The organism is Phycisphaerae bacterium (assembly GCA_017999985.1).
Lineage (GTDB): Bacteria > Planctomycetota > Phycisphaerae > UBA1845 > Fen-1342 > JAGNKU01.
In genome coordinates this window covers 150214-171073 of sequence record JAGNKU010000004.1, presented here as the reverse complement: position 1 = coordinate 171073, position 20860 = coordinate 150214, and the positions used below count along the sequence as shown (strand labels likewise).

Annotated in this window: 19 protein-coding genes; 2 read left to right on the top strand and 17 right to left on the bottom strand. The window is 67.9% G+C overall.

Features of this window, described 5'->3' with window-relative positions:
* Positions 1-5 precede the first annotated feature (5 nt).
* A complete protein-coding gene (locus KA383_07240) occupies positions 6-836 on the top strand; it encodes an OmpA family protein (protein MBP7745914.1) in 831 nt (276 codons plus the stop codon).
* Between the two features lie 356 nt (positions 837-1192).
* Here the strand turns inward: KA383_07240 and KA383_07235 are convergent, their stop codons facing one another.
* The 3 genes from KA383_07235 to KA383_07225 all read right to left on the bottom strand — a co-directional run bounded on the left by KA383_07235 (position 1193) and on the right by KA383_07225 (position 4340).
* Positions 1193-2362: a saccharopine dehydrogenase NADP-binding domain-containing protein gene (locus KA383_07235; protein ID MBP7745913.1), complete on the bottom strand. Its 1170-nt coding sequence runs from the start codon at positions 2360-2362 to the stop codon at positions 1193-1195.
* A 10-nt stretch (positions 2363-2372) separates the two neighbouring features.
* The gene (locus tag KA383_07230) at positions 2373-2936 is read right to left on the bottom strand and encodes a cob(I)yrinic acid a,c-diamide adenosyltransferase (protein MBP7745912.1); all 564 of its coding nucleotides are present in this window, start codon (positions 2934-2936) and stop codon (positions 2373-2375) included.
* 114 nt (positions 2937-3050) lie between these two features.
* Positions 3051-4340: a DUF1015 domain-containing protein gene (locus KA383_07225; GenBank protein MBP7745911.1), complete on the bottom strand. Its 1290-nt coding sequence runs from the start codon at positions 4338-4340 to the stop codon at positions 3051-3053.
* Between the two features lie 283 nt (positions 4341-4623).
* Here KA383_07225 and KA383_07220 point away from each other — a divergent pair, with 283 nt between their 5' ends.
* On the top strand, positions 4624-8181 hold the full coding sequence (locus KA383_07220; GenBank protein MBP7745910.1) for an FG-GAP repeat protein: 3558 nt from the start codon (positions 4624-4626) through the stop codon (positions 8179-8181).
* Between the two features lie 162 nt (positions 8182-8343).
* On the opposite strand, the gene hutU is transcribed toward KA383_07220, so the two are convergent.
* The 14 genes from hutU to KA383_07150 form a co-directional block, all read right to left on the bottom strand.
* The gene (hutU, locus tag KA383_07215) at positions 8344-10011 is read right to left on the bottom strand and encodes a urocanate hydratase (GenBank protein ID MBP7745909.1); all 1668 of its coding nucleotides are present in this window, start codon (positions 10009-10011) and stop codon (positions 8344-8346) included.
* 102 nt (positions 10012-10113) lie between these two features.
* Positions 10114-10485 (bottom strand): DUF4190 domain-containing protein, encoded by a 372-nt coding sequence (locus tag KA383_07210; protein ID MBP7745908.1) that lies wholly within the window; start codon positions 10483-10485, stop codon positions 10114-10116.
* A gap of 4 nt (positions 10486-10489) precedes the next feature.
* Positions 10490-11176 carry a deoxyribose-phosphate aldolase gene (locus KA383_07205; GenBank protein MBP7745907.1) on the bottom strand — a complete coding sequence of 229 codons (687 nt, stop codon included), beginning with the start codon at positions 11174-11176 and terminating at the stop codon, positions 10490-10492.
* Positions 11173-13011 carry a hypothetical protein gene (locus KA383_07200; GenBank protein MBP7745906.1) on the bottom strand — a complete coding sequence of 613 codons (1839 nt, stop codon included), beginning with the start codon at positions 13009-13011 and terminating at the stop codon, positions 11173-11175. Before KA383_07200 ends, KA383_07205 begins: the two co-directional genes overlap by 4 nt.
* 25 nt (positions 13012-13036) lie before the next feature.
* Positions 13037-13258 carry an NINE protein gene (locus tag KA383_07195; GenBank protein ID MBP7745905.1) on the bottom strand — a complete coding sequence of 74 codons (222 nt, stop codon included), beginning with the start codon at positions 13256-13258 and terminating at the stop codon, positions 13037-13039.
* Positions 13259-13303: 45 nt separating this feature from the next.
* On the bottom strand, positions 13304-14422 hold the full coding sequence (locus tag KA383_07190; GenBank protein MBP7745904.1) for an ATP-binding protein: 1119 nt from the start codon (positions 14420-14422) through the stop codon (positions 13304-13306).
* An 87-nt stretch (positions 14423-14509) separates the two neighbouring features.
* Positions 14510-15370, bottom strand: a complete 861-nt coding sequence (locus KA383_07185; protein MBP7745903.1) for an endonuclease/exonuclease/phosphatase family protein — start codon at positions 15368-15370, stop codon at positions 14510-14512.
* A gap of 133 nt (positions 15371-15503) precedes the next feature.
* Positions 15504-16082, bottom strand: a complete 579-nt coding sequence (locus KA383_07180; GenBank protein ID MBP7745902.1) for a hypothetical protein — start codon at positions 16080-16082, stop codon at positions 15504-15506.
* A gap of 96 nt (positions 16083-16178) precedes the next feature.
* Complete coding sequence (locus KA383_07175) at positions 16179-16787, bottom strand: hypothetical protein (GenBank protein ID MBP7745901.1); 609 nt, start codon at positions 16785-16787, stop codon at positions 16179-16181.
* Positions 16788-16859: 72 nt separating this feature from the next.
* Positions 16860-17297 carry a four helix bundle protein gene (locus KA383_07170; protein ID MBP7745900.1) on the bottom strand — a complete coding sequence of 146 codons (438 nt, stop codon included), beginning with the start codon at positions 17295-17297 and terminating at the stop codon, positions 16860-16862.
* Positions 17298-17343: 46 nt separating this feature from the next.
* A complete protein-coding gene (locus KA383_07165) occupies positions 17344-17943 on the bottom strand; it encodes a hypothetical protein (protein ID MBP7745899.1) in 600 nt (199 codons plus the stop codon).
* Between the two features lie 100 nt (positions 17944-18043).
* Positions 18044-19477, bottom strand: a complete 1434-nt coding sequence (locus KA383_07160; GenBank protein ID MBP7745898.1) for a hypothetical protein — start codon at positions 19475-19477, stop codon at positions 18044-18046.
* Positions 19470-19760 (bottom strand): zinc ribbon domain-containing protein, encoded by a 291-nt coding sequence (locus KA383_07155; protein ID MBP7745897.1) that lies wholly within the window; start codon positions 19758-19760, stop codon positions 19470-19472. Before KA383_07155 ends, KA383_07160 begins: the two co-directional genes overlap by 8 nt.
* Before the next feature lie 6 nt (positions 19761-19766).
* Entirely contained in the window at positions 19767-20843 is a 1077-nt protein-coding gene (locus KA383_07150; protein MBP7745896.1) for a protein kinase, read from the bottom strand.
* Positions 20844-20860: the final 17 nt, after the last annotated feature.

Sequence of the window (20860 nt, the reverse complement as noted above, 5' to 3'; positions counted from 1 at the left end):
TAGACATGTACCGGACGATCGTCGCGGCTGCTCTTTTTGTAACTGGCATCTGCGGATGCACGAGCCCCAGCTCCAGTCCCAGCCCCACGGCTGGCGCGCAGCCCGGCGCGGACGCGCAGCGCACGTGCGAGCAGGAGCGCGACAGCCTGCGCCAGCAACTCGCCAGCGAGCGCGCGCAGGTCACGAGTCTGCAGCAGCGGGCCAACAGGGCCGAGGAAGAAGCACGCACCGCGCGCGCGCAGATCGCCGCGGTGAACGACCACGCGGCCAAGGTGGCGCAGCACAACCAGGAGTTGCAGGCCATCATCGAGCAGACGAAGTCGGGCTCCCTGAAGCGGCCGGAGCTGCCGGCGTCGCCGTTGCCGGCGAACACCGATGCGGCCCTGCAGGCGTTGGCCGGCAAGTACGGCGATCGCGTCTGGTACGAGCGCGGCCGCGGCGCGATCAGCTTCGCGAACGACCGGCTGTTCGAATCTGGCAGCGACGCGGTGCGGGCCGACGCGCAGGCCGCCCTGCACGAGCTGGCGCAGGTGCTGGCGGCGGGGGAACTCGCAGAGTACGAGATGATCGTGGTCGGCCACACGGACGCCGCTCCGATCACGAAGGCCGAGACGCTGGAGAAGCACCCGACGAACTGGCACTTGTCAGTGCACCGCGCGATCGCGGTGAAGGACGTGCTGGCAAAGGGCGGTGTGCCGGCGGCGCGGCTGGGCGTGATGGGGTACGCGGACAAGCGCCCGCTGGGCGACGACGCAGCGAAGAATCGACGGGTGGAGATCTTCATCGTGCCTCAGGGTGGCGTGCAGGCGTTCGAGCCGGTGCGGCGGGGACGGTAGAGAAGCCTTCAGCTTTCAGCCAGAGGTCGGCGCGTGGCACGGTCTGGCGCAGCCAGGCCGTGGATGCAGCGCGCTGGCGCACCCCGCAGCGCCAGCGACGGCGCCAATTGGAGCCCGTCGCTACCGCTCCGGGTTCTGATGAGAGCCTGCGCTCGCGCTCAATGGGCCCTTGCGCGCGCTTCAGCAGGCCCTTGCTTGCGCGGCGGGCTCGGATTGCGCTGCGGGCGCGGAGCGGAGGCTGGCGCGCCGGCCCCCGGCTGAAGGCCGACGACTGAGAACTGACAACCGACGACTGAGAACTGAGTACTGATGACTGACGACTGAGAACTGACAACTGACGACTTAGAACTCCCCCCTCAGCCCACGTGGACGCGAACGTCGATCTCGTGCGCGGCCAGTTCGTCGAAGTACTGCCGCACCGGAATTGCGACCTCTAATGGCCGCGCGCCGGGCTCGACCAGCTTCCGGGCTTGCATGTATGCGACCAGCGCCGCCGGAAACGCCGTGGTGCGCTCCATCGCCGTGAAGCCGGTGCGCTCGTCCTGCCGGTCGAGCAGGTCGTATTGCCGCGTGCAGGGCCGGCCCTGGTGGCGACCGCTCACCGTGCAGCGCAGCACGACCAGGTCGCGCACGTCGGGATACGTGAGCCGCTGCTCCATCAAATGCCGCAAGAGCGCCCGCGGGCGCGCCCGGCTGCCATCCGGCAACGTGACCTCGTCCTCCAGGCACCCCAGCGCGAACAGCGCCCGGATGATCGCGAAATGCCCCGGGTACCGCACGGTCTTGTAGTCGAACGTCTTCAGCCGCCCGGCGAATGTCTCCGCGCATACGCTCGTTCCGCCGGACGTTACCGCCGCCTCGCACTTGCCCAGCGGCGGCGGAAACTCGATCTCCTCCAGCTCCGTCAGCGCCGGCACTTCGACGCGCTGGCCGTCGCGCAGAAACTCGCCACAGCCGCTGTATTCATTGATCAGTCCGTCGAAATTGAACACGAGCTTGTAGCCGAGCGGGCCGACCGGCGTCTGCGGCAGGCCGCCGCAACGGATGTGGGCGTGCTCCGGCTCGTCAAGCAGGGCCATACCGTGGGCGGCGAGCAGGTTGCCGAGGCCGGGCGCGAGGCCGCAGTCGGGCACGATGCTGACGCCGGCGGCGGCGGCGCGCTTGTGCCGCGCGAGCTGCTGCTTCACGACGGCCGTGTTGCCGCCGAGGTCGCAGAACGATGCGCCGGCGGCGAGCGCGACGTCGGTGAGCGCGAGATTGAAGCGATACGGCACGGCGGAGAGCACGACGTCGGCGCCGCTGAGCACGGGGGCGACTTCGGCCGGCTGCGACACATCGCACGCGGCGGCCGTAATGCGGCAGGACGAGTCCGGCAGCAAGGCAGCCAGTCGCGAGACGGCGCTCTGTCCCGTGCGATGGTCGAGATCGGCGAGCGTGATGCGGGCGGCGTCGCCACGGCGGGCGAGGTCATACGCCAGCGCGACGCCTTGCCGCCCGGCACCGAGGATCACGTAGTTGAAGCCCACTTGCACCTCCCTACGCGTGGCTGTCCCAGATGGGCTCGGGGACGCCGGCGAGCTTGTTCTGATAGCGGCCCAGCACGAAGAGCGCGTCGGAGAGCCGGTTCAGGTAGACGAGCACGTGCGGGCCGATCGGCTCTTCCGCGGCGAGCGCGACAACCTCGCGCTCGGCGCGGCGGCAGACGGTGCGCGCGACGTGCAGGTGAGCCGCGGCCGCCGCACCGCCGGGCAGGACGAAGTTCTGCAGCGCTGGAAGCTGCGCGCCGAGCTGGTCCATGAGCTCTTCCAGCGCCGCGACATGGCGCGCCTCGATCCGCGGACCCGGGTGCGCGGCGCGCTCCGCCTCGGGGATGCACAGCTCCGCGCCGGCGTGGAAGAGGTCGTTTTGAATTCGCCGGAGCGGCGCGACGAGCTCGGCGGCCACACCGCTGGCGAGGACGACGCCGAGCTGGGCGTTCAGCTCATCGACGGTGCCGTAGGCCGCGATGCGGCGGGCGCTCTTGGGGACGCGCTGGCCGGAGCCGAGGGCGGTGGTGCCGTCGTCGCCGGTACGAGTGTAGACGCGAGTGATGCGCGGCATGCGGTGCCTCCGGTGCGATTCTATTCGATCCGGGTGGTGCGGGCGTCCCGCCCGTTTCACAGTCGGACGGGCAAGATGCCCATACCACCCGAGCCCGGACCGTTCGCGGCGCAGTTACTCCGTCAGCGGGTTGATCACGAGGCCGCTGGCGAGCTTCGGATAGAAGTACGTGCTCTTCTGCGGCATCAGGTCGCCGGCCTTGCAGACCGCGCGGAGTTCTTCCATGGTCGTCGGCTGCATCAGGAAGCCGGTGCCGCCGGTCTGGTTCGTGACGGTGATGGCATCATCGTCGGCCTTGATGTAGCGGATCTCGCTGGCCGTTCCGCCGCAGAGCTTCGGTGTCACGACGCGGTCGAGCAGGTACGCGTGGAGGAACGCCAGACCGAGGCGGCGCCAGGCGGGCGTGCGCTCGGGTTCCAAAGTGTCCAGGATGTCCGGGCGCATGGGCCGCACGACGCTGTAGGTCTGCGTGGCGGCGCAGTAGAGGGCGACAGCCTGCGGGCCGAAGTCGCGCAGCGCCGCAATCGCGGCGCTGGGGCCGGCGGCTTTCAGCGGCTTAACCTCTACCTGCTTGTCGCCGGCGAAGGTCTCAGGCGTGACCTTCACGCCGGGCAGAATGCGGTGGGTCGGCAGGATGAGCAGGCCGGGGTCTTCCATGGCACAGAACACGCAGAGCACGTAGTTAGCGGGGTGTTCCGGCGGCAGGGGCCCGCGCTCGCTGATCAGCCAGTCGCGATAGAGCATGCCGGTGCCGCAGCGGTGGTGGCCGTCGGCGATGTAGGTCGGTTTGGGGGCGATGAGGCGGGTGACGTCGGCGATGGTGGCGGCGTCGGTGACGGCCCAGAGGCGGTTTTCGACGCCCTCGGCGGTGCCGATGGCGAGAGGCTCGCGGCTGAGTTGCTGTTCCAGCCGGCCGGCGATCTCGTTCCGGGCGTCCTCGTAGAGGCCGAAGATGGGGCTGAGGTTGGCCTGGGTGGCCTTGGTCAGGGCCAGGCGGTCCTCCTTGGGGCCACCAAATGTCCGCTCATGCGGGAAGATGCTGCCTTCGCCGAAGGGTTCGAGGCGGAGGCGGGCGAAGAACATCTTGCGAACGTACGCGGTTCCGGCGTGGCGGTAGAGCTGGTGGTAGACGTACAGGGCAGGAACAGCGTCACGCACAAGTGTCCCGTCGGCGAGCCACTGGTCGAGCGTGGTCTTGCAGGCGGCGTAGACGTGGGCCGGGCCGGCGGACTTGGGCGGCATGTGCGGCAGATCGACGGTCACGAAGTTTCGCGGGTGGCGCGCCTGCAGCTCGGCCTTGCCGCGGTCATCTATAATGTCGTACGGCGGCGAAAGCAGGGCGGAGATATCGCGCGACCGGGTTGTCGCGTAGCGTACTCCGGGAAGGGGACGAATCGTACTCATGGTTGGTTTCCTGGGCGGTTCTCGGACGTTGCCGCGAGCCGTATCGGACGGAGCCGTTCTCCGGACGATGGGCGCGACGTCGCGTGTCGTAACTCTCAGTCATGACAGACCTAACGCGGGCACCGGCCAGGCGAGCCGCGCCAATTTGCGGCAGCCTGTTATCGTTGACTGGGCACTTGTGAGTCGATAGCTTTAATGAGTGACTGCGTATCCACGCGGGGTTTCCCGCCGCGCGGTCGCATCCCGGTTACATACGTTCCCCGTACTGCGGAGGTACCGGTTCATGTTGTCACGATCCACTGCCAGCGTGCCAGTCGCGTTGGTGCTCGCTGCCGCGGTTGCTATGGGTATCATGTCGCTGGGCGGTTGTCCACAGCAGCAGGTCCCCGACTCCAACACCCCGGACAGCAACGAGCCGAATACCACCCCGCCGGACGATACCAATCAGGGGGGGCAGGATCGGCCCATCCCACCGGTCATCATCGACTCAAACGACGCGAACACGCCGGATGACGGCGGGGACGACGGCGGCGATGATGGCGGCGGCGACGGGGGCGACACCGGCACCTTCACGCTGCGCATCAGTGCCCCGTTGACGGGGCAGGCCCTGCGTCCCGGCACCATGGTCGACGTGGCGTACCGGCTAACCGACCGGGAGCGCGTGGTGACCAAGTCCGAGTTCCTGGTGGCCCGCGATAGCGACCAGAATGGGGTCGCGGACGGTGCCCCCGTCACCGCCCAAGTCGTCACACTGACCACGGGTTCGGGGACGATCACGTACGACACAAACGCGACCGCCGGCCTGCTGAGCAACGGCCTGGGGCACTTCGTCCTGGGTCTGCGCGTGACCTCGAGCTTCGGCGAAGTCAAGACCGCTTACGCCCCCGGCACGATCACGGTGGATGCGGTGCCGCCCACGGCGACTTGGGTGAGCCCGACGGACGATTTCCTCGTCAGCCCCAAGACGTGGCCGATCGCGATCACCACGAGCGACAACTCCAGCCACACGGTCCGCATCCTGCTGGACGATGACACGAATCCGGCCAACGGCTACGCCGGCTTCCTGGTCAGCGATACGACGTTTGGCCCGGGCACGAACGTTCAGCGGGACTTCGCACCGACGCTCGCGGTGTCGGCGGGCACGTACTATTACTACGTGGTGGTATCCGACGGCGTCGAGCCGCCCACGGCTTTCTACGCGCCAAACCTGACGCACATCGGCAAGTTCGCGAAGCTGTCGATCACGAATCGGCTGATCGGCGATTTCGACCTGAATGACCTGGCCGACAGCGCGCAAGGCGCGATCCTCCGCGGCCACAACTTCAACGACCTGGCCGGCAGCACGCTGACGAGCGTGCCGGACCTGGATGGGGACGGCAAGGACGAGCTGCTGGTCGGGGCGCGTTTCGGCAAGCCCAACCTGGCGTCTTTCCAGGGTCAGGGCTGGGGCGAAGCCTATATGATCTACGGCGGCAGCACGCGGCTGCGCGGCACCAAGTACCTGAACGCGACGGGCACGACCATCCCGGGCGTGGTGTTCCGCGGGATTCGCGCGCCGCAAAACACCAACTGGACCGAAGGTCTGTCCGACATCTCGGTCATCCCTGATATGGACGGCGACGGACTTGCGGAGATCGCGTTCAGCTTCCCGCGGGTCGAGTCCGTGAGCCTCACCCAGTCCCGGCCCTTCCAGCACCCGCTGCTTGAACCGGACCTGTCCAACATGGGCGAGTTCGAGCTGGATGCTGTCTCGATGGGTGCATGGAATTTCGACCTGGCGCAGTTCACCCGGGGCGGCATCGTCATCGTCTCGAGTCATAACGACGTGCTCAGCAACCGGGACATGATCACGCGCAAGTTCGACCGCGTCCTCGACCTGCATGAGGTTGGGCAGTTGTTCACGGGGATGGGACGCGTCGGGTTGGATGCTTACATCTATCGGATTATCGAAAGCGTGCCGGAGACGCCGTGCGTGAACTGCCTCCCGGATATCTATGATCCGGAGACCGAGTGCCCGGACAGCGGTGATCCGCCGACGTACTGCGACCCGGCAGACCCCACGAACCCGGCCTGCCCCTGCGACTGCACGGATGGCTGCGGCGATTGCGGCGGAATCGAAGACAACCCGAACGAGACCGAGTACCGGGATATCACCGTGGTCTGGGACACGTGGAACGGTTGGTGGACCCCACAAGGCGCGGGCGGCTTCCACATGCCGTGGACCGTGCCGCCGGCCGATCCGCCGTTGAGCAATCCCACGTCATTCGGCCTCACGTTGCCGCTGGACACGGACGGCTGCCCCGACGGCTGCAAGCTTACGAATGTCTGGGTGACGTGGCTCTCGATCGCACGCACGAGCCTGGTGAAAAACCCGGCCTGGGACGTGGCGGGCTCCGGGATCTCCGCGTGGACCGGATACTACGGTAACCTGGACGGCGGCGGCGTCCCGCTGGCATACGTCCGGGCCGGCATGTTTATCCCGCCGACCTCGATTGGGGCCCGCGTGCTCGGGCAGGACCTGGACGATCGCTTCGGCACCGCCGTGGCCTGCGACGGCACGTGGCTGTACATCAGCGCGCCGGAGCACACGGCCCGGCCGGACGATGTACCGGCGTTGACGGCGGAGCGTGTCGGCGCGGGTACTGTGTACATGGTGCGCGCCGATCAGCGCGGCTCCGACGGCGTGAACACGGCCCAGCTCTGGGTCGAGCCGGGACAGCGCTGGCCCAACCCCGACGTGGAGCAGACCGAGCGCTCCGACTACACGTTGCCGACCCCGCATCAGTACATCATCGAGACGGTGGGCTCGTGGCGCATGAACTACGGGTTTAGCACGCACGTCATCGAGGACGATTGCGTGGAAGCGGAAGCCACCGTGTCCGCGTGGTATGACGCTGACTATTCGCCGTATCCCACCGGCACGGCCGGGTACAACGTGGACCGCACGCCCGAGATCATCGGGCCCGAGCAGAACACGCCGGCCCACTTGTCCTACGTGCGGGCCCTGGGCGACCTGAACGCTGACGGCGTGCGCGACTTCGGCGTCGGCTCGCCGAACATCGAGGACCCGGTCACCGGCGAGGCGGTGGGTGCCATTTACATCGTGTACGGCCGGCCGATCGGCTTTGAGGGTCACGTGCTGCTCGAAGATCTGCACCGGGCCCCCGGTGACGCGGGCCGCCTGGCCGGCGTCATGCTCAAGGGCTCCAACGTGGTCGCGCCGCTGGCCCGTGTGTTCGACGACGCCGGCGACTTCAATGGCGACGGCATCGATGACGTGATTGTCGGTGCCGAGGCGGGCCCGGCCGGCGACGGCGAGGTCATCATCATTCTCGGCAACGAGTCCCTGGAAAGCCCGGCGGGCGGCTGGACGGTCCCCGCGATCGTGGCGGAACAGCGTGCCATCCGCTTCGTCGGCACGAACGGCGAGCAGTTGGGCGCGAACGTGGCCGGCCTCGGTGACGTGGACGGCGACGGCTACGCCGACGTGTTGATCGCCGCCCCCGGCGCCGATGGCGGGCGTGGCGTGGCGTACCTGATCTACGGCTCGCCCGACCTGACCGGCGACATCGTCGTCGCGGACACGATCGGGACGGTGGATCTGCCTGGTGCGCGGTTCCTGGGCCGCAAGGTGGGCGACGAGCTCGGCGGCGGAGCTAAGTCCTACGACTATACCACCAGCTCCGGGAAGAGCTTCACGGCGTTTTCCCGCGGCGTGACCGCGCTGGGTGATCTCGACGGCGACGGCTTCCGCGACTTTGCGATCAGCGCCATGCTGGCCGATCCGGAGAGCCGTGCCGACGCCGGTGAGGTGTACATCCTCTACGGCCGCGGCGATTAGTAACCCCCGACCGGCGACCGTGCCGGCGACATGATTGAAGCGACCACCACGGGCCTGCGTTCGGCAACGAACGCGGGCCCGGTCCTTTGGAGGAGAGGGATCGAGCGGGCACGCCGCTGCGTGCGTACGTACCTGAGTACGAGCCCGAGAATTTCTGCACTGCTATTTCAGGCCGGGGATGTCCACGCCCTGTGTGCGCGCCACGGCGAGGGCTTCGGTGTAGCCCGCATCGGCGTGCCGCATGACGCCCGTTGCCGGGTCGGCCGTCAGCACGCGCTGCAGGCGGCGATCGGCCTCCGGCGTGCCATCGGCGACGATGACCATGCCGGCGTGCAGCGAGTAGCCGATCCCCACGCCGCCGCCGTGGTGCAGCGAGACCCACGTCGCGCCGCACGCGGTGTTCGTCAGGGCGTTGAGCATTGGCCAATCGGCAATCGCGTCGGAGCCGTCCTTCATCCCCTCGGTCTCGCGGTTGGGGCTGGCGACTGAGCCGCAGTCGAGGTGGTCGCGGCCGATCACGATCGGCGCTGAGACCTTCTTCGTGCGCACCAGCTCGTTGAACACGTGCCCCATCATGGCCCGCTGGCCGTACTTCAACCAGCAGATGCGGGCGGGCAGACCCTGGAACGCAACCTTCTCGCGCGCCAGGCGGATCCAGCGGCAGAGATGCTCTTCCTGCGGGAACGTGGCGAGCACGGCGTCGTCCGTCGCGTGAATGTCCGCCGGATCGCCGCTGAGGGCCGCCCAGCGGAACGGGCCCGAGCCCTCGCAGAACAGCGGGCGGATGTACTCGGGCACGAAGCCGGGGACGTCGAAGGCGTTCTCGACGCCGGCCTGCTGCGCGTGGCCGCGGAGATTGTTGCCGTAGTCGAATGTGACCGCGCCGCGCCGCTGCAGCTCCAACATGCAGCGCATGTGATCGGCCATCGTGCGGAAGGCGGCCTTGGTGTACTGGCTCGGGTGGCTCTTGCGGAGGGCCAGGGCGGCTTCGTACGTCATGCCGTTGGGCACGTAGCCGTTGAGCGGATCGTGGGCTGACGTCTGGTCGGTCAGCACATCCGGCGTGATGTTCCGATCGATTAGATCCTGCAGCACGTCGGCGATGTTACCGAGCAGGCCGACCGACAGTGGTTGGCCGGCGGCCTTGGCCTTGAGCACCAGGTCCAGCGCCTCGTCCACACCGGTTGCGAGCTTGTCGCAATAGCGCGTCTTGAGGCGCCGCTCGATGCGACTGCGATCCACTTCCACGCAGAGCGCTGCCGCCCCGTTGAACGTGGCCGCGAGCGGCTGCGCGCCGCCCATGCCGCCGAGCCCGCCGGTGACGAGCAGCCGGCCCTTCAGCGATCCGCCGAAGTGCTTGCGGGCGGCGGCGGCGAAGGTCTCGTAGGTGCCTTGCAGAATCCCCTGCGTGCCGATGTAGATCCAGCTTCCGGCCGTCATTTGCCCGTACATGGTGAGGCCGAGGCCCTCGAGGTGGCGGAACTCGTCCCAGGTGGCCCACTTGGGCACGAGCATGGCGTTGCTGATGAGGACGCGCGGGGCGTCGGGGTGGGTCTTGATGACGCCGACGGCGCGGCCGGACTGGACGAGCAACGTCTCGTCGTTCTGCAGGCGCTTCAGGGCCGCGACGATGCGGTCGAAATCCGCCCAACTGCGTGCAGCGCGGCCGGAGCCGCCGTAGACGATGAGCTGGTCGGGGTTTTCGGCGACGTCAGGGTCGAGGTTGTTCATGAGCATGCGCAGGGCGGCTTCCTGCTGCCAGCCCTGGCAGGAAAGCTGGGCGCCGCGGGGGGCACGGACGGTGCGGGCGCCGGTCTGGCCGGTCGTCATGGGTGTCTCCTTGACGCAGTCACACACGATTATAAAACCCCGCCGACCTTCATACACGGTCGTGCCACGGTGGTCCGTGCTACCCCCACCGTTTTCAGTAATTCAGCGGAAAAGCGCGATCATCCAGAGCAGCGCGCAGAAGCCGCCGATGATCATGCCGGCCCGGGCCAGACCCTCGCCCCCGAGCTGACCGCCGGAAGTCCGGATGGTCCGCAGCGCGCGGCCCCCCAGCACCATCGCCACTATCCCGAGCGCAAGCCCCACGACCGGCACAATCCCACACAAGCCGAGAATGAAGGCCGCCGAGGCGCCCGGCGGCGTAGGCCGCGGCATCGGCGAACTCGCGGCGAAATTCGGCAGCGTTGCTGCCAGCGGTTGCCCGCACACGGCGCAGAAACGCGGCACGCTGCGCCCGCGTGGCGTGATCTGCCACCCGCATTGAGGGCACGACAGCGCCCGCCGCTCGCCGTTCATGGGCTCAGCCCTCCAGCTCACGCACGATCGCCACACCGGCGGAGACGCCCAGCCGGTCGGCGCCGGCCGCCAGCATGGCCCGTGCCGTTGCCAGGTCGCGGATGCCGCCCGAGGCTTTCACTTTCAGCGGGGCGGCGTGCTTGCGCATGAGGGCCACATGCTCGACGGTGGCGCCGCCGGCGGGATGAAAGCCGGTCGACGTCTTGACGAAATCGGCCTGGGCCTCCGCAGCGCAGCGGCAGCCAGCGATGATCTGCTCATCGGTGAGCGCCCGAGTTTCGAGGATGACCTTCACCAGCGCTGCGGGGTCGGCGCGCTTGACCGACTCGACGACGGCGGCGATGTCGCGCGTGACGGCGGTCCGATCGCCGGCGATGAGCGCGCCGAGGTTGACCACCAGATCAACCTCGCGGGCGCCGTTCTCCAGCGCGGTCAGGGCCTCATACGCCTTGATGTCACTCGTGTTCGCGCCGAGCGGAAAACCCACGACACTCGCGACGACGGTGTCGCCGTGCGCGAGCCGATCGGCACACAGCGGTACCCACACGGGGTTCACGCACGCGGCGAAAAACCCGTATTCCAGGCATTCGTCGCACAGCTTCTCGACCTGTGCCCGCGTGGTCTCGGCCTTGAGCAACGTGTGATCGATCACGCGCGCCAATTCGGCCCGGGTATTCGGCACTGCGTTCATGCGTCCTTCCCTTCGTGGGTGCGTGGCTCTGTCGCTGGGCAACTTCTCGCCGCTGCGCGGGCCCACTCGCCGCTCGGGGGTCTGGCTGCGTCGCTGTCTGCGTGCCGGACAACCAGACACGCATCGTGCACCGACCGGCCTAGCAGCCGCGCGATCGGTACCTCCCGCCCCGTCCGCGCCGGCATTGACCCGTTCAGCACAATCAGCCGGTCGCGCTGGTCCGCGAGCGCCACGAGCACATCGTCACATGCCCACACGCGCCGCACTGGCACTGGCGCCTCGAGCAAGCGCGAGACCATGCCCTCCTCGGCGTAGACGCCATGCACGCCCTCCGCGCCCGCCGGAATCACCAGTTCGACCAGGTCGTCCCACCGCCGGGCCTGCACGGTCTCAATGGCCGCGCGTGCCCGGTGTAGCGTCAGCCACGTGCCGGGCAGTTCCAGCTCGCAGCGCTGCAACGCCCCGCGCGCCGTGCCGGCGTAGAGCCGGCCTTCCAGCGGTGCGAGACAATGAATCGACCCGTCCGCGCGACCGCTCTGCCACAGTCGCTCGCCGGCGGCGGTGAATGCGTGCACGAACTCGTCCGCAGCCAGCACGATCCAGCCGTGCTCCGTCACTGTCACGGCCCGGATGGTCTTGGGTACGCCGCCCGCCGGCGTCAATAGCGGGGCCACATCCGCTGCATCATCGATGCTCCACGACCACACACCGAGCTGCGAGTGCGTCGCGAACAGGCGCCCGCCGTGCGCCACCGCCGCGTTGATCCCCGTGCGCGGCGTATCGTCGCCGGGAATGGCGTAGTGGCCGAGCACGGCACCGTCGCCGGCGCGCAGCCGCCACACACCCCGCGCGGCACCCACCCAAAGGGCGCCGCTCGGATCATGCACGACCGAACGCAGGCCGCCGAGTTCCTCCGAGAGCGTCACCCGCCGGACGATCCGCTCTGGCTCGGCGGGGTCGAGCCAGACGCACTCCAGCCCGGCGACGGCCACCAGGGCCTCCGCGGTGGTGCGGTCCGGCGTGAGTCGCCACAGGCTTTCGAGCAGTCGGCCGCGCTCGCTGGGCGTGAGGCTTGGCAGCAATTCGCGCCACTGCCGGCCCTCATCGGCGGCGGCGGTGGCCTTGAGTTTGGCCAGGATATCGCCGAGTTCGCCCAGGCGGCGCTGCGTGGCCGCGAGGGCGGCGCGCTCCACAACGCCCCGGGCTTCGATTTCCTTGATGCGACGGGCCGTGTCGCGCTCCAGGGCGGTGTGCCGGGTGAAGCTCGCGCTCGTGAATTCGAGTTTGCCGATGCGCTCGACGACCAGGCCGGCGGAGAACAGGAAGCGCTGCAAGGCCGTGCGCAGGGCGGCAAGCAGCTCCGCGCGGAGGTCCGCATGCACCAATCGCTCGGCCGGCTGCGTTTGAATGAATTGCTGCATCGCCGTGCGGGCGCCGGCGTCACGCAGGGCGCTGGCCACGTCCGCGACGTGCAGCTCATCGGCGGCCAGCAACGTCTTGTGCAGCGCCGCCAGCTCGTCGTCGCGCGCGGCGCATTGCACGATCAGCTCGCCGGCCACGCTGACGGGGTGCCCATCCGCGGAGGGCACATTGTTCGCGGTGAGGGGGATGGCGAGCGCATGCTGACGTACGAGGACGACGGTGTCGTCGCGCTCCGGGCGCGGGTCTTCGCCGGCCGGGACGAGACGGCGGCGGCCATCCGCGCGCACGACGAGTGCGAGCCACGCCGGCGGGAGGCGCGTTTCCGCGAGCAGCCCGCGTGGCCAGTCCGCGCCCGTGCAGCGCAGGGCGACCACCAGCGGATCGGTCAGCCGTTTTAACACGTCGCGGCTCATGCCCATGCTCCGTGACTGCGGCGAGCTACGGCATCTGCCAGCTTCCGGCGCCCACCAGTTGCCGGTTCTTCTGCTCCACCATGCCCGGGATCAGGAACAGGTCGATGAACGACCCGATCCCGAACACGCCCCACGTAAAGAACCAGATCGTGCCCGTGATGTACCTGCCGAGGTAGAAGCGGTGCACACCGGCCACCGCGACCAGGCACAGCGCCCACAACGCGTACGCCCACCCAACCGATCGCATGTTCAGTCCTCCGTCAGCGGCACACCCGACTTCGCCGGGCGCGCCTTAACCCTGTTCCGCGGCCCACTGGTCGAACTTCGCCAGGTCCTTGCGGCTGACCGATGCCGGCGTGCGCGCGATCACGTCCAACACGTCCGCCATCATTATGTTACGCGGCTGAGCCCCCGCCACCGATTCTAAAAACGGACGACTTGCGGAACGCTCGGCGATGGCCTTGATGTCGGCCCCGCTGTAGCCGTCGGTGGCCTCGACGAGCTTGGCGAAATCCACGTCGTCGTCCAGCGGGCGCTTGCCGAGGTAGATCTCGAACAGCTTGAAGCGCGCCTCCGCATCGGGCAACGGGACGTAGATCTTCGCGTCCAGGCGGCCCGGGCGCAGCATGGCCGGGTCGAGGCTCCAGGGCTCGTTGGTCGCGCCGAGGAACATCAGGGCCCGGTCGGACTTGCGGTCGAAGCCCTCGATCTCCTGCAGGATCTGCGGCACGACGCGCGTCATGACCGTGGACTGGCTCTCCCGCCGGCGGGGCACCAGGGCCTCGACCTCGTCCATGAAGATGACGGATTTCTGCTCGCTCTTGGCGGCGTCGAAGAGTTTCTTGACGTTCTGCTCCGCCTCGCCGACCCATTTGCTCATGAGCTGGGCCGGGCTGATGACGAACATGGTCGCGTCGAGCTCGCAGGCGATGGCCCTGGCGAACATGGTCTTGCCGGTGCCCGGGGGGCCGAAGAGCAGCATGCCGCCGCCGACGCTGATGCCGTAGCGCTGGGCCAGCTCCGGGTGCTGGAACGGATACAGCATCTTCAGGGCGATCTCGTCCTTGACGTCGTCGAGGCCGGCGATGTCGGTGAAGCGCACGTTCGGCTTTTCGCGGACGATCCAGTCGTCGGCTTTCGCGCCGGAGTCGCCGTCCTCGCGGACGCGTTCGCCGCGCGGGCCGCCGCCGCGCGTCGCCCGCCGGTCGCAGTCCTTGGCGAGTTCGAGCAGCTCCTTGGCGTAGGCCTCCTGCTCGGCGCGTTGGCGGGGGTCTTTGTTCTCCTCGGAGATGTCAATCATGCACTCGGCGGCTTGGATGAGATACGGCTTGGCGGCGACATAGTCGCCCTGCCGCAGGGCCGCGAGGCCTTTGTCTTTCAGACGCTGGAAGGTGGCGAAGGTGGCCGGCATAGCTCCACTGCTCAATTGCGGTTCATCGGTTTGAGATCACCGCCGCGGGGCGGTTCGAGCGCACGCGGCGCAATACAGGTTTCGTACTCAGGGCTCACGTTCAGCCTGCCTCGGTTGCGTGGTTGGCTTCGTTGTGGCGGCGTCGGTCAGGTCGAATTCTACCAGCACCGGCTGGTGGTCAGACGCGGCGGTCGCGACGCGCGTGACCTTGGTGCAGGACAACTCCGTGCTCGACAGCACATAGTCGAGGCACATTGCCGGTGTTGCGCTGGGGAACGTCGGCTCCGTGCCGCTGACGATGCGTAGCCGATCGCCGAGCTCGGCAAATTGCGATGCACCGGGCAGCGTGTTGAAGTCGCCGGCAATGATCGTCGGTCCGGTCCACTGGTTCGCCGCCGCGCGTAGAGCGGTCCAGTCACGGAGGCGCGCCGCGCTCGTTTCCTGAACGTGCTCCCACTGTGCTTTCCATGTGCCGGCCAGATGGACGCACGCGATGCGCAGGCGCAGGTCGCGCCAGGGCGCGACCGCGGTGACTGCGTAGTTGCGCGTCGTGTCCGGCGCGCACAGCGCTTTCGTCTCCAGCAGCGGCACGCGGCTCAGGATCGCAAGCGCCTGGTTGCGCTCGTCGTCCAAGCGGTCGCCGTGCGAGTAGACATACATGCCCAGCGCTTTGCCCAGCTGTTCAGACTGGTTGGGAACTGCGGCTTTGCCACGCGGCTCCGTCACTTCCTGCAGGCAGATGATGTCGGCGTCAGCCTGGCGCAGCTCAGCAATAAGAGCATCGAGTCCGTGTTCGCCCTTCTGGACATTCCACGTCAGCACGCGCAACGGACGGGGCGGCAGCTCACGCGCCGGCGCACGATCCGAACTCCGCTGGCACGCGACGCCGAGGGATACGGCCGCGAGCGCGAGGACGGTCCCAAGTGGCCATACGGCTCGGCAACTCATCCGCAAGGTCCTACCATCGCGCGCTTTCTGGCGTTCAAGCCCGCCGCTTCGTCTCTTTCTGCCCTGCGTATTTTTAGGCGTTCAACTCCGCCCGGAGCGCCGTCCGTTCGTCTAGTGCTTGCATCTGGCCCGCCTAATCGGCCGGCGGCGGATCGCGGATCTCCGGGTTGTAGCGGTCCTCTTCGACTTTCTGGTCGTAGCACTGCACGTAGGCGGAACGGACAATCGGGTTGAGCTGATCCGCAAAGGACTCGCCCAGGTCGTGGATGCGAATCAGCTCGACCACATCGCCCCAGTCCTTGTAGCGCCAAGTGACCAGCTTTAGCTCGATCAGGCGCGCCAGGCTCGGGACCGGCGTGTCGCGGTGCGTTTCCGCTTCGGAGGGGTCCGGAAAGCGCACCTGGCGCTGCTTGCGCGTATTGCCGGCGATCTCGCCCGCGACGAGGATGTCGAAGGTCACTTGCGTCTGCGGATCGAAGAACTTCCGCGGTCGGCCAGCCACCTGCTGATACACCGTGCCGACGAACAGCTTGCGAAACGCCTCCAGCGTCTCCGCCCGCATGCACAAATCAACGTCTTCGGACGCCCGCCGGTAGTCATGGGCATTCAACGCCACGGCACCCATGAAAATGTGCGGCAACCCAGCCTGCGCCAACCGCTCGCGCAGCTTGCGAAAAGTCTCCGGCACCGGTCCCTGATCATTGAAGAACATGCGTACCTCCGTTACCGGCGAAAGCGGACGCCCACGCCACATCCGCTCACGCGGCGAACGTTGACCATGCAGCTCGATCCACGGGAGCGACATAGCCTACTTCGTCTCCTTCTGCCCCGGGTCCTTCAGGGCGTTCAGCTCCGCCCGCAGCGCGCTCATCTGCTGCGCCTCGCGGGCCTGGTCGACCTGCTCCTCGGCCGCGATCATCCGGTCGATCTCCTCGTCGCTGATCGCCTCCGCCGGGGCGCGCGAGACGTCCGCCGCCGCGCCCTCTTCCATGCCGTCGAGGAACATCGCCATGCGCTCTTCCATCGACTGCGACTGGGCCATGGCCTTCTCCCAGTCCAGCTGCGTCTTCGCCAGGTCCGTGTCGCCGTACAGCCGGCTCACCTCGGCGGCCATGGTTTTCATTGCACCGGCGAAGTCCGCGGCCGCCTCGGCCTGCCGCTTGATCAGCAGGGCGTTTTTCACCGCCAGAAGCTGCCGTTCGAGCAGCTTCTTGATGGTCGCCGTCTTCTTGAGTGAGTTGCGGATGAACTGGTAGCTCGCCATGTCGCCGATTTGCTTGGCCTGGCGGGCGTTCTTGACGAACTCGTCGGTGAACTTGTTTTGCTCGGCGATGGACTTTTCGATGCGCCGGATGCCCTGCCGAATCTTGATGTCCCGCTCGATGCGGCGTTCGTCCTTCGACTTGAACAAACCCATAGTCAGCTCCCGACTTGCGCGAGGGTGATAAAGTGATAAGGTGATAACGTGATAAGGTGCGCTGGGCGCCTTTCATGCCCATTCATCGCCGGCTCCTTTTGTGCCGTCCCCGCTCGGCTCGAGGTACTTGGGGCCGGGACAGCCGTCGCGCGTCCGTCGCAAGTGGGCTATGTACGCCTGGAGCTGACGGGAACACGACTCACAGCGCTCGAGCAACCACTCGTATGCCCGCTTGTCGATGAGACCGACGTCTGACGCAGTGATCACCTGACTGCGCAGCTCGCCGGCTGAACCCTTGGCCGTGTAGCAGGCTTCGATCTGCTGCTTCCGCGTGCCGCGCTCGAAGCCCTCGGCGATGTTGCTGCCAATGCTGACCGCCGCGCGTTTCATCTGATTCGCCAAGGCCCAATCCTTCCCGAGCTGCTGCGTGTCCGCCGCACGATATACGCCGCGCGTCAACTCACGCGCGGCTTGCCACACCTTGAGATCTTCGAATCGCTTCGCCCCCACGCGCGACCTCCCTTATCACCTTATCACGTTATCACCTTATCACCGCTTACGCTTCCGCTCCGCGCTCGCGCACGCGTTTCTCCGCTTCGTCGAACGCTTCACCCGTCGTCTTGATCAGGCCCGCGTCCATGTCGTTCCAGACCTTCATCAGCTCCTGGCTCGCCGGCGAGAGGCCCGTCGCGGCCTCGTCCGCGGCCTGGCCCAGCGCGAGGATCTCATTCAGCCGCTCGTTGTACATCTCGCTCGTGATCTGGTCGTTCTCGATCAGCCGGGCGATCAGCGCCAGGTCCGCGTCGCGGATCGTCACGCGTCCGCCGGCCAGCGCGGCCGTCGGGGCATGCTCGCGCAGCATGCGCAGCCGCGAGACGGTGATGATCTCCTTGCTGCGGATGTTGAGCTGCCGCGCGACCATCATCTGCTCGGTGTGCAACAGGTCGAACTGCTGGGCGAACGTCCGCCGCATCTCCGGCGTCTTCTCCTTCGCACCCTGCTCGATGATCTTCTGCTTCTCGCCGGCGAGCTGCCGAATCTTGGCCTGCATGCGGTTGCGCTCGTTGTCGAGGAGCATCTCCTGCGCCCGCAACTCGGCCGCGTTCATGGTCGCCAGCGTCTTCCGCCGCGTCGTGAGCCACTCGAAGAAGTTCATGAAGAAGCTCTCAGCTTTCAGCGTTCAGCATTCAGCCAGATCGCGCTGCGCGGCCCGTTCCCACGTTCTCACCTTCCCACGTGCCCACGCGCCCACGCGTTCAGGTCATCTCCGGCCGGGCCTTGCTCTTGTCCGTTGGCACCGGCGGAGTGGACGCCGCCTCACGGCCGCTGGCACGCTCCGCAGGCGCCTTGACGCCGCTGGCCGCTTCCGGCGCCGCGGCCTGCTGGCCCGCTGCCTGTTTGAATTCTTCCAGGATGGCGGCTTCTTCTTCCGCCATCAGCGGCGTTTGCGCGCCGACCTCGATGCTGTTCGCCAGGTCCGCGTTCGCCGCCAGTTCGGCCATCATGCCTTCGGCCTCGGCGGCCTCGCGCGTCAGCTCCTCGGCCTTCGGCAGCTCAATCCGCTTGCCCTGCTCGGCGAGCGTGAGATGGTGGATATGCGTGCCCAGGATGTCGATCTGCTGCGTATAGACGTTGGCCTGCGCCCGCACCCGCCGAAGGTCACGCCGGACGCGCATCAGCTTGCCCGCGAGCTGCTTGCGTTCGACGTCGGTCTTGGCGGCGGCGCCCTTCTCGACGCACTCGCGTTCCTCGGTCTCCAGCCCGGTCATGCGCTGGTCGACCTCATGCCGCTGCTGTTCGAGCTGCACGCGCTGCGCCGTGAGGGCCCGCACCTGCTCGCCCACCGTCGGCTTCAGCCGCAGCAATTTCCGGATCCAGCTTCGCAGGCTCATCGTGTTGCTCTCTTCTCCCAGGGGGCTGCGACACACGTGAATCGTGCCTTCATGCACGACGGTTAGCAAGCGCGAATCATGCCGGCACGCCTGCCGCACCAGCGCTTCCGTCGCCTCCCGCTCCAACCCGAGCTGCTCCGCCAGCTCCGGCACCGAGATGCCGCGTGATTCGAGCTGCCCGCGGCTCTTCTCCAGGTGCGACAGCAGCCGCTTCAGCCGCTCGTCCTGCGACTCCAGCTCGAACAACTTGCCCCACGCCCCGCGCCGCAGCGCAGCCGGCAGCTCGACATCCCAGCCGCCGTCGGGCCGCCCGCCCAGCAGGACCAGCGTCGGCGTATTGCCGGAATGCACGAGGGCCTTTGCCTCCGGCGTGAACCCGGTCGCGCTCGCGAACGCCGCCAGCTTGGGCCGCTCGCGGCGTGGCAGCAGCTCGTAGCGCGCGAGCGCGTCCAGCACCTGCTCGCGTCCGACCGGACCGGCCGGCTCGTTGGCGACCAGGGCCTCCAGCGGGGCGAGTGTCTGCGCGCGCAGCCGCGCCACCGTCGAGTAAAACGGCCCGAAGACGCGCTGCTGAAAGCGCATCTGCACCGCCCGTGTCCCCGGCAATTGCTCGATGAGGGCGCGGTCGAAACGCTCCAGTCGCGTCAGCGTCGCCCGCACGGTGTCGATGCCATCCGGCAATGTCTCGAGTTGAAACTGGTCCGCCGGCAGCGTGCGGCGCAGCAGGGCCTGCGCCCGGGCGCGCAACTGCCGGAGGAACTGGTCTTCGAACTGGCGATGCCGGCTGCGCTCATCCATAGTCGTCTACATTCCCAGTTGCCCCGAGCGCGCTGCCGCACCGGGCACAATAGCGGGCATCGCGCGGGTTCAGGTGCCCGCAGCGCGGGTGCCCGCAGACCCGCTCCGCCGTCCCGGCCAGCGTCGGAAGCGCCGACCGCGCGCCGCGTCCCAGTACCGACCGGACAATGAACCGCAGCACGCGGCCGACCGCGGCCGCGATCATCACGAAGAAGCCGACGAACCCGACGAGCAGGATCCCGCCGACCCAGACGAACGTGATTCCCGCGTCGGCCAGGCACATGGCGCGTTACTCCCGGGACGACGCCAGTGCCGTCCCACAGAAGATGCAGTAATTGTCATGCGGCCCCGGGTAGCCGCCGCAGCTCAGGCAGCGCCGCACCGATTTCGACAGTTGCAATCCACAGTGCGTGCAGAACTGGTCCTCACGCTCCACCGGCCGATTGCACGCCGGGCAGAGCAGATACGTGCCTCCCGCGGTCGGCGGCGGCGGTGGTGGCGGCACGCCCGGCGTCCGCGCGGTGCGACCGGGCTCCAGCCGTGCGTCCAGGTCGCGCAGCACGGCATTCGCACTCTCGTAGCGGTTGTCATAACGCGCGTAGAGCCGGCGAAACACTTCGTCCAGCGCCGCCGGCGTGTCGCCCCGCAGTGTGCTCGGCACTTCCGCGCCCGCCGGCCGTTTGCCCGTCAGCAGCTCGAACAGGATTACGCCGATCGCGAACAGGTCGGCCCGCGGGTCGGGCGTGCGGCCCTCGTCGCGAACTTCCGGTGCCATGTACGCCAGCGTGCCGGCCAGTACGGCGCTCTCGTCGGTGCGCGCGATCGACGCGGACTGCACGACCATGGAGCGCAGCGCGTCGGCATTGCCGAAGCCGAGTCCGAAATCGCCGACCTTCACGTCGTCGACGCCCAACGCCGCCAGCGGCCGTTCGTCGAGATCCAGCAGCACATTACCCGGCTTCAGGTCGCGGTGAATGATGTGGGCCTCGTGGGCCGCCGTCATGGCGCGCAGCACACCGCGGAGAATGACGCTGACCGTCGGCAGCGGCAGGCCCTGCGGATGCTCGTTCAGCACGTCGCGCAGCGACGGGCCGCTGACCAGTTCCATGACCAGGTAGGGGATTTCAGCGTAGGGATCCAGGCCCAGTACGCGCACAATGTTCGGGTGCCGCAGGCCGTGGACGACAACGCCCTCGCGCTGCAGGTAGCGGACGTACTCCGGCTCGGTCGGCACCTTCACCGCGACGCGCTCGTTCTCCCAGATGTGGTGCCGGGCGCGCCAGACCTCGCCGAACGCACCGGCTCCCACGCACTCCTCGAGTACGTACTCGCTGACTCGCGCGCCCGGTTGGTACTTCGTGTTCATCGGTCCCTTCGCCAACC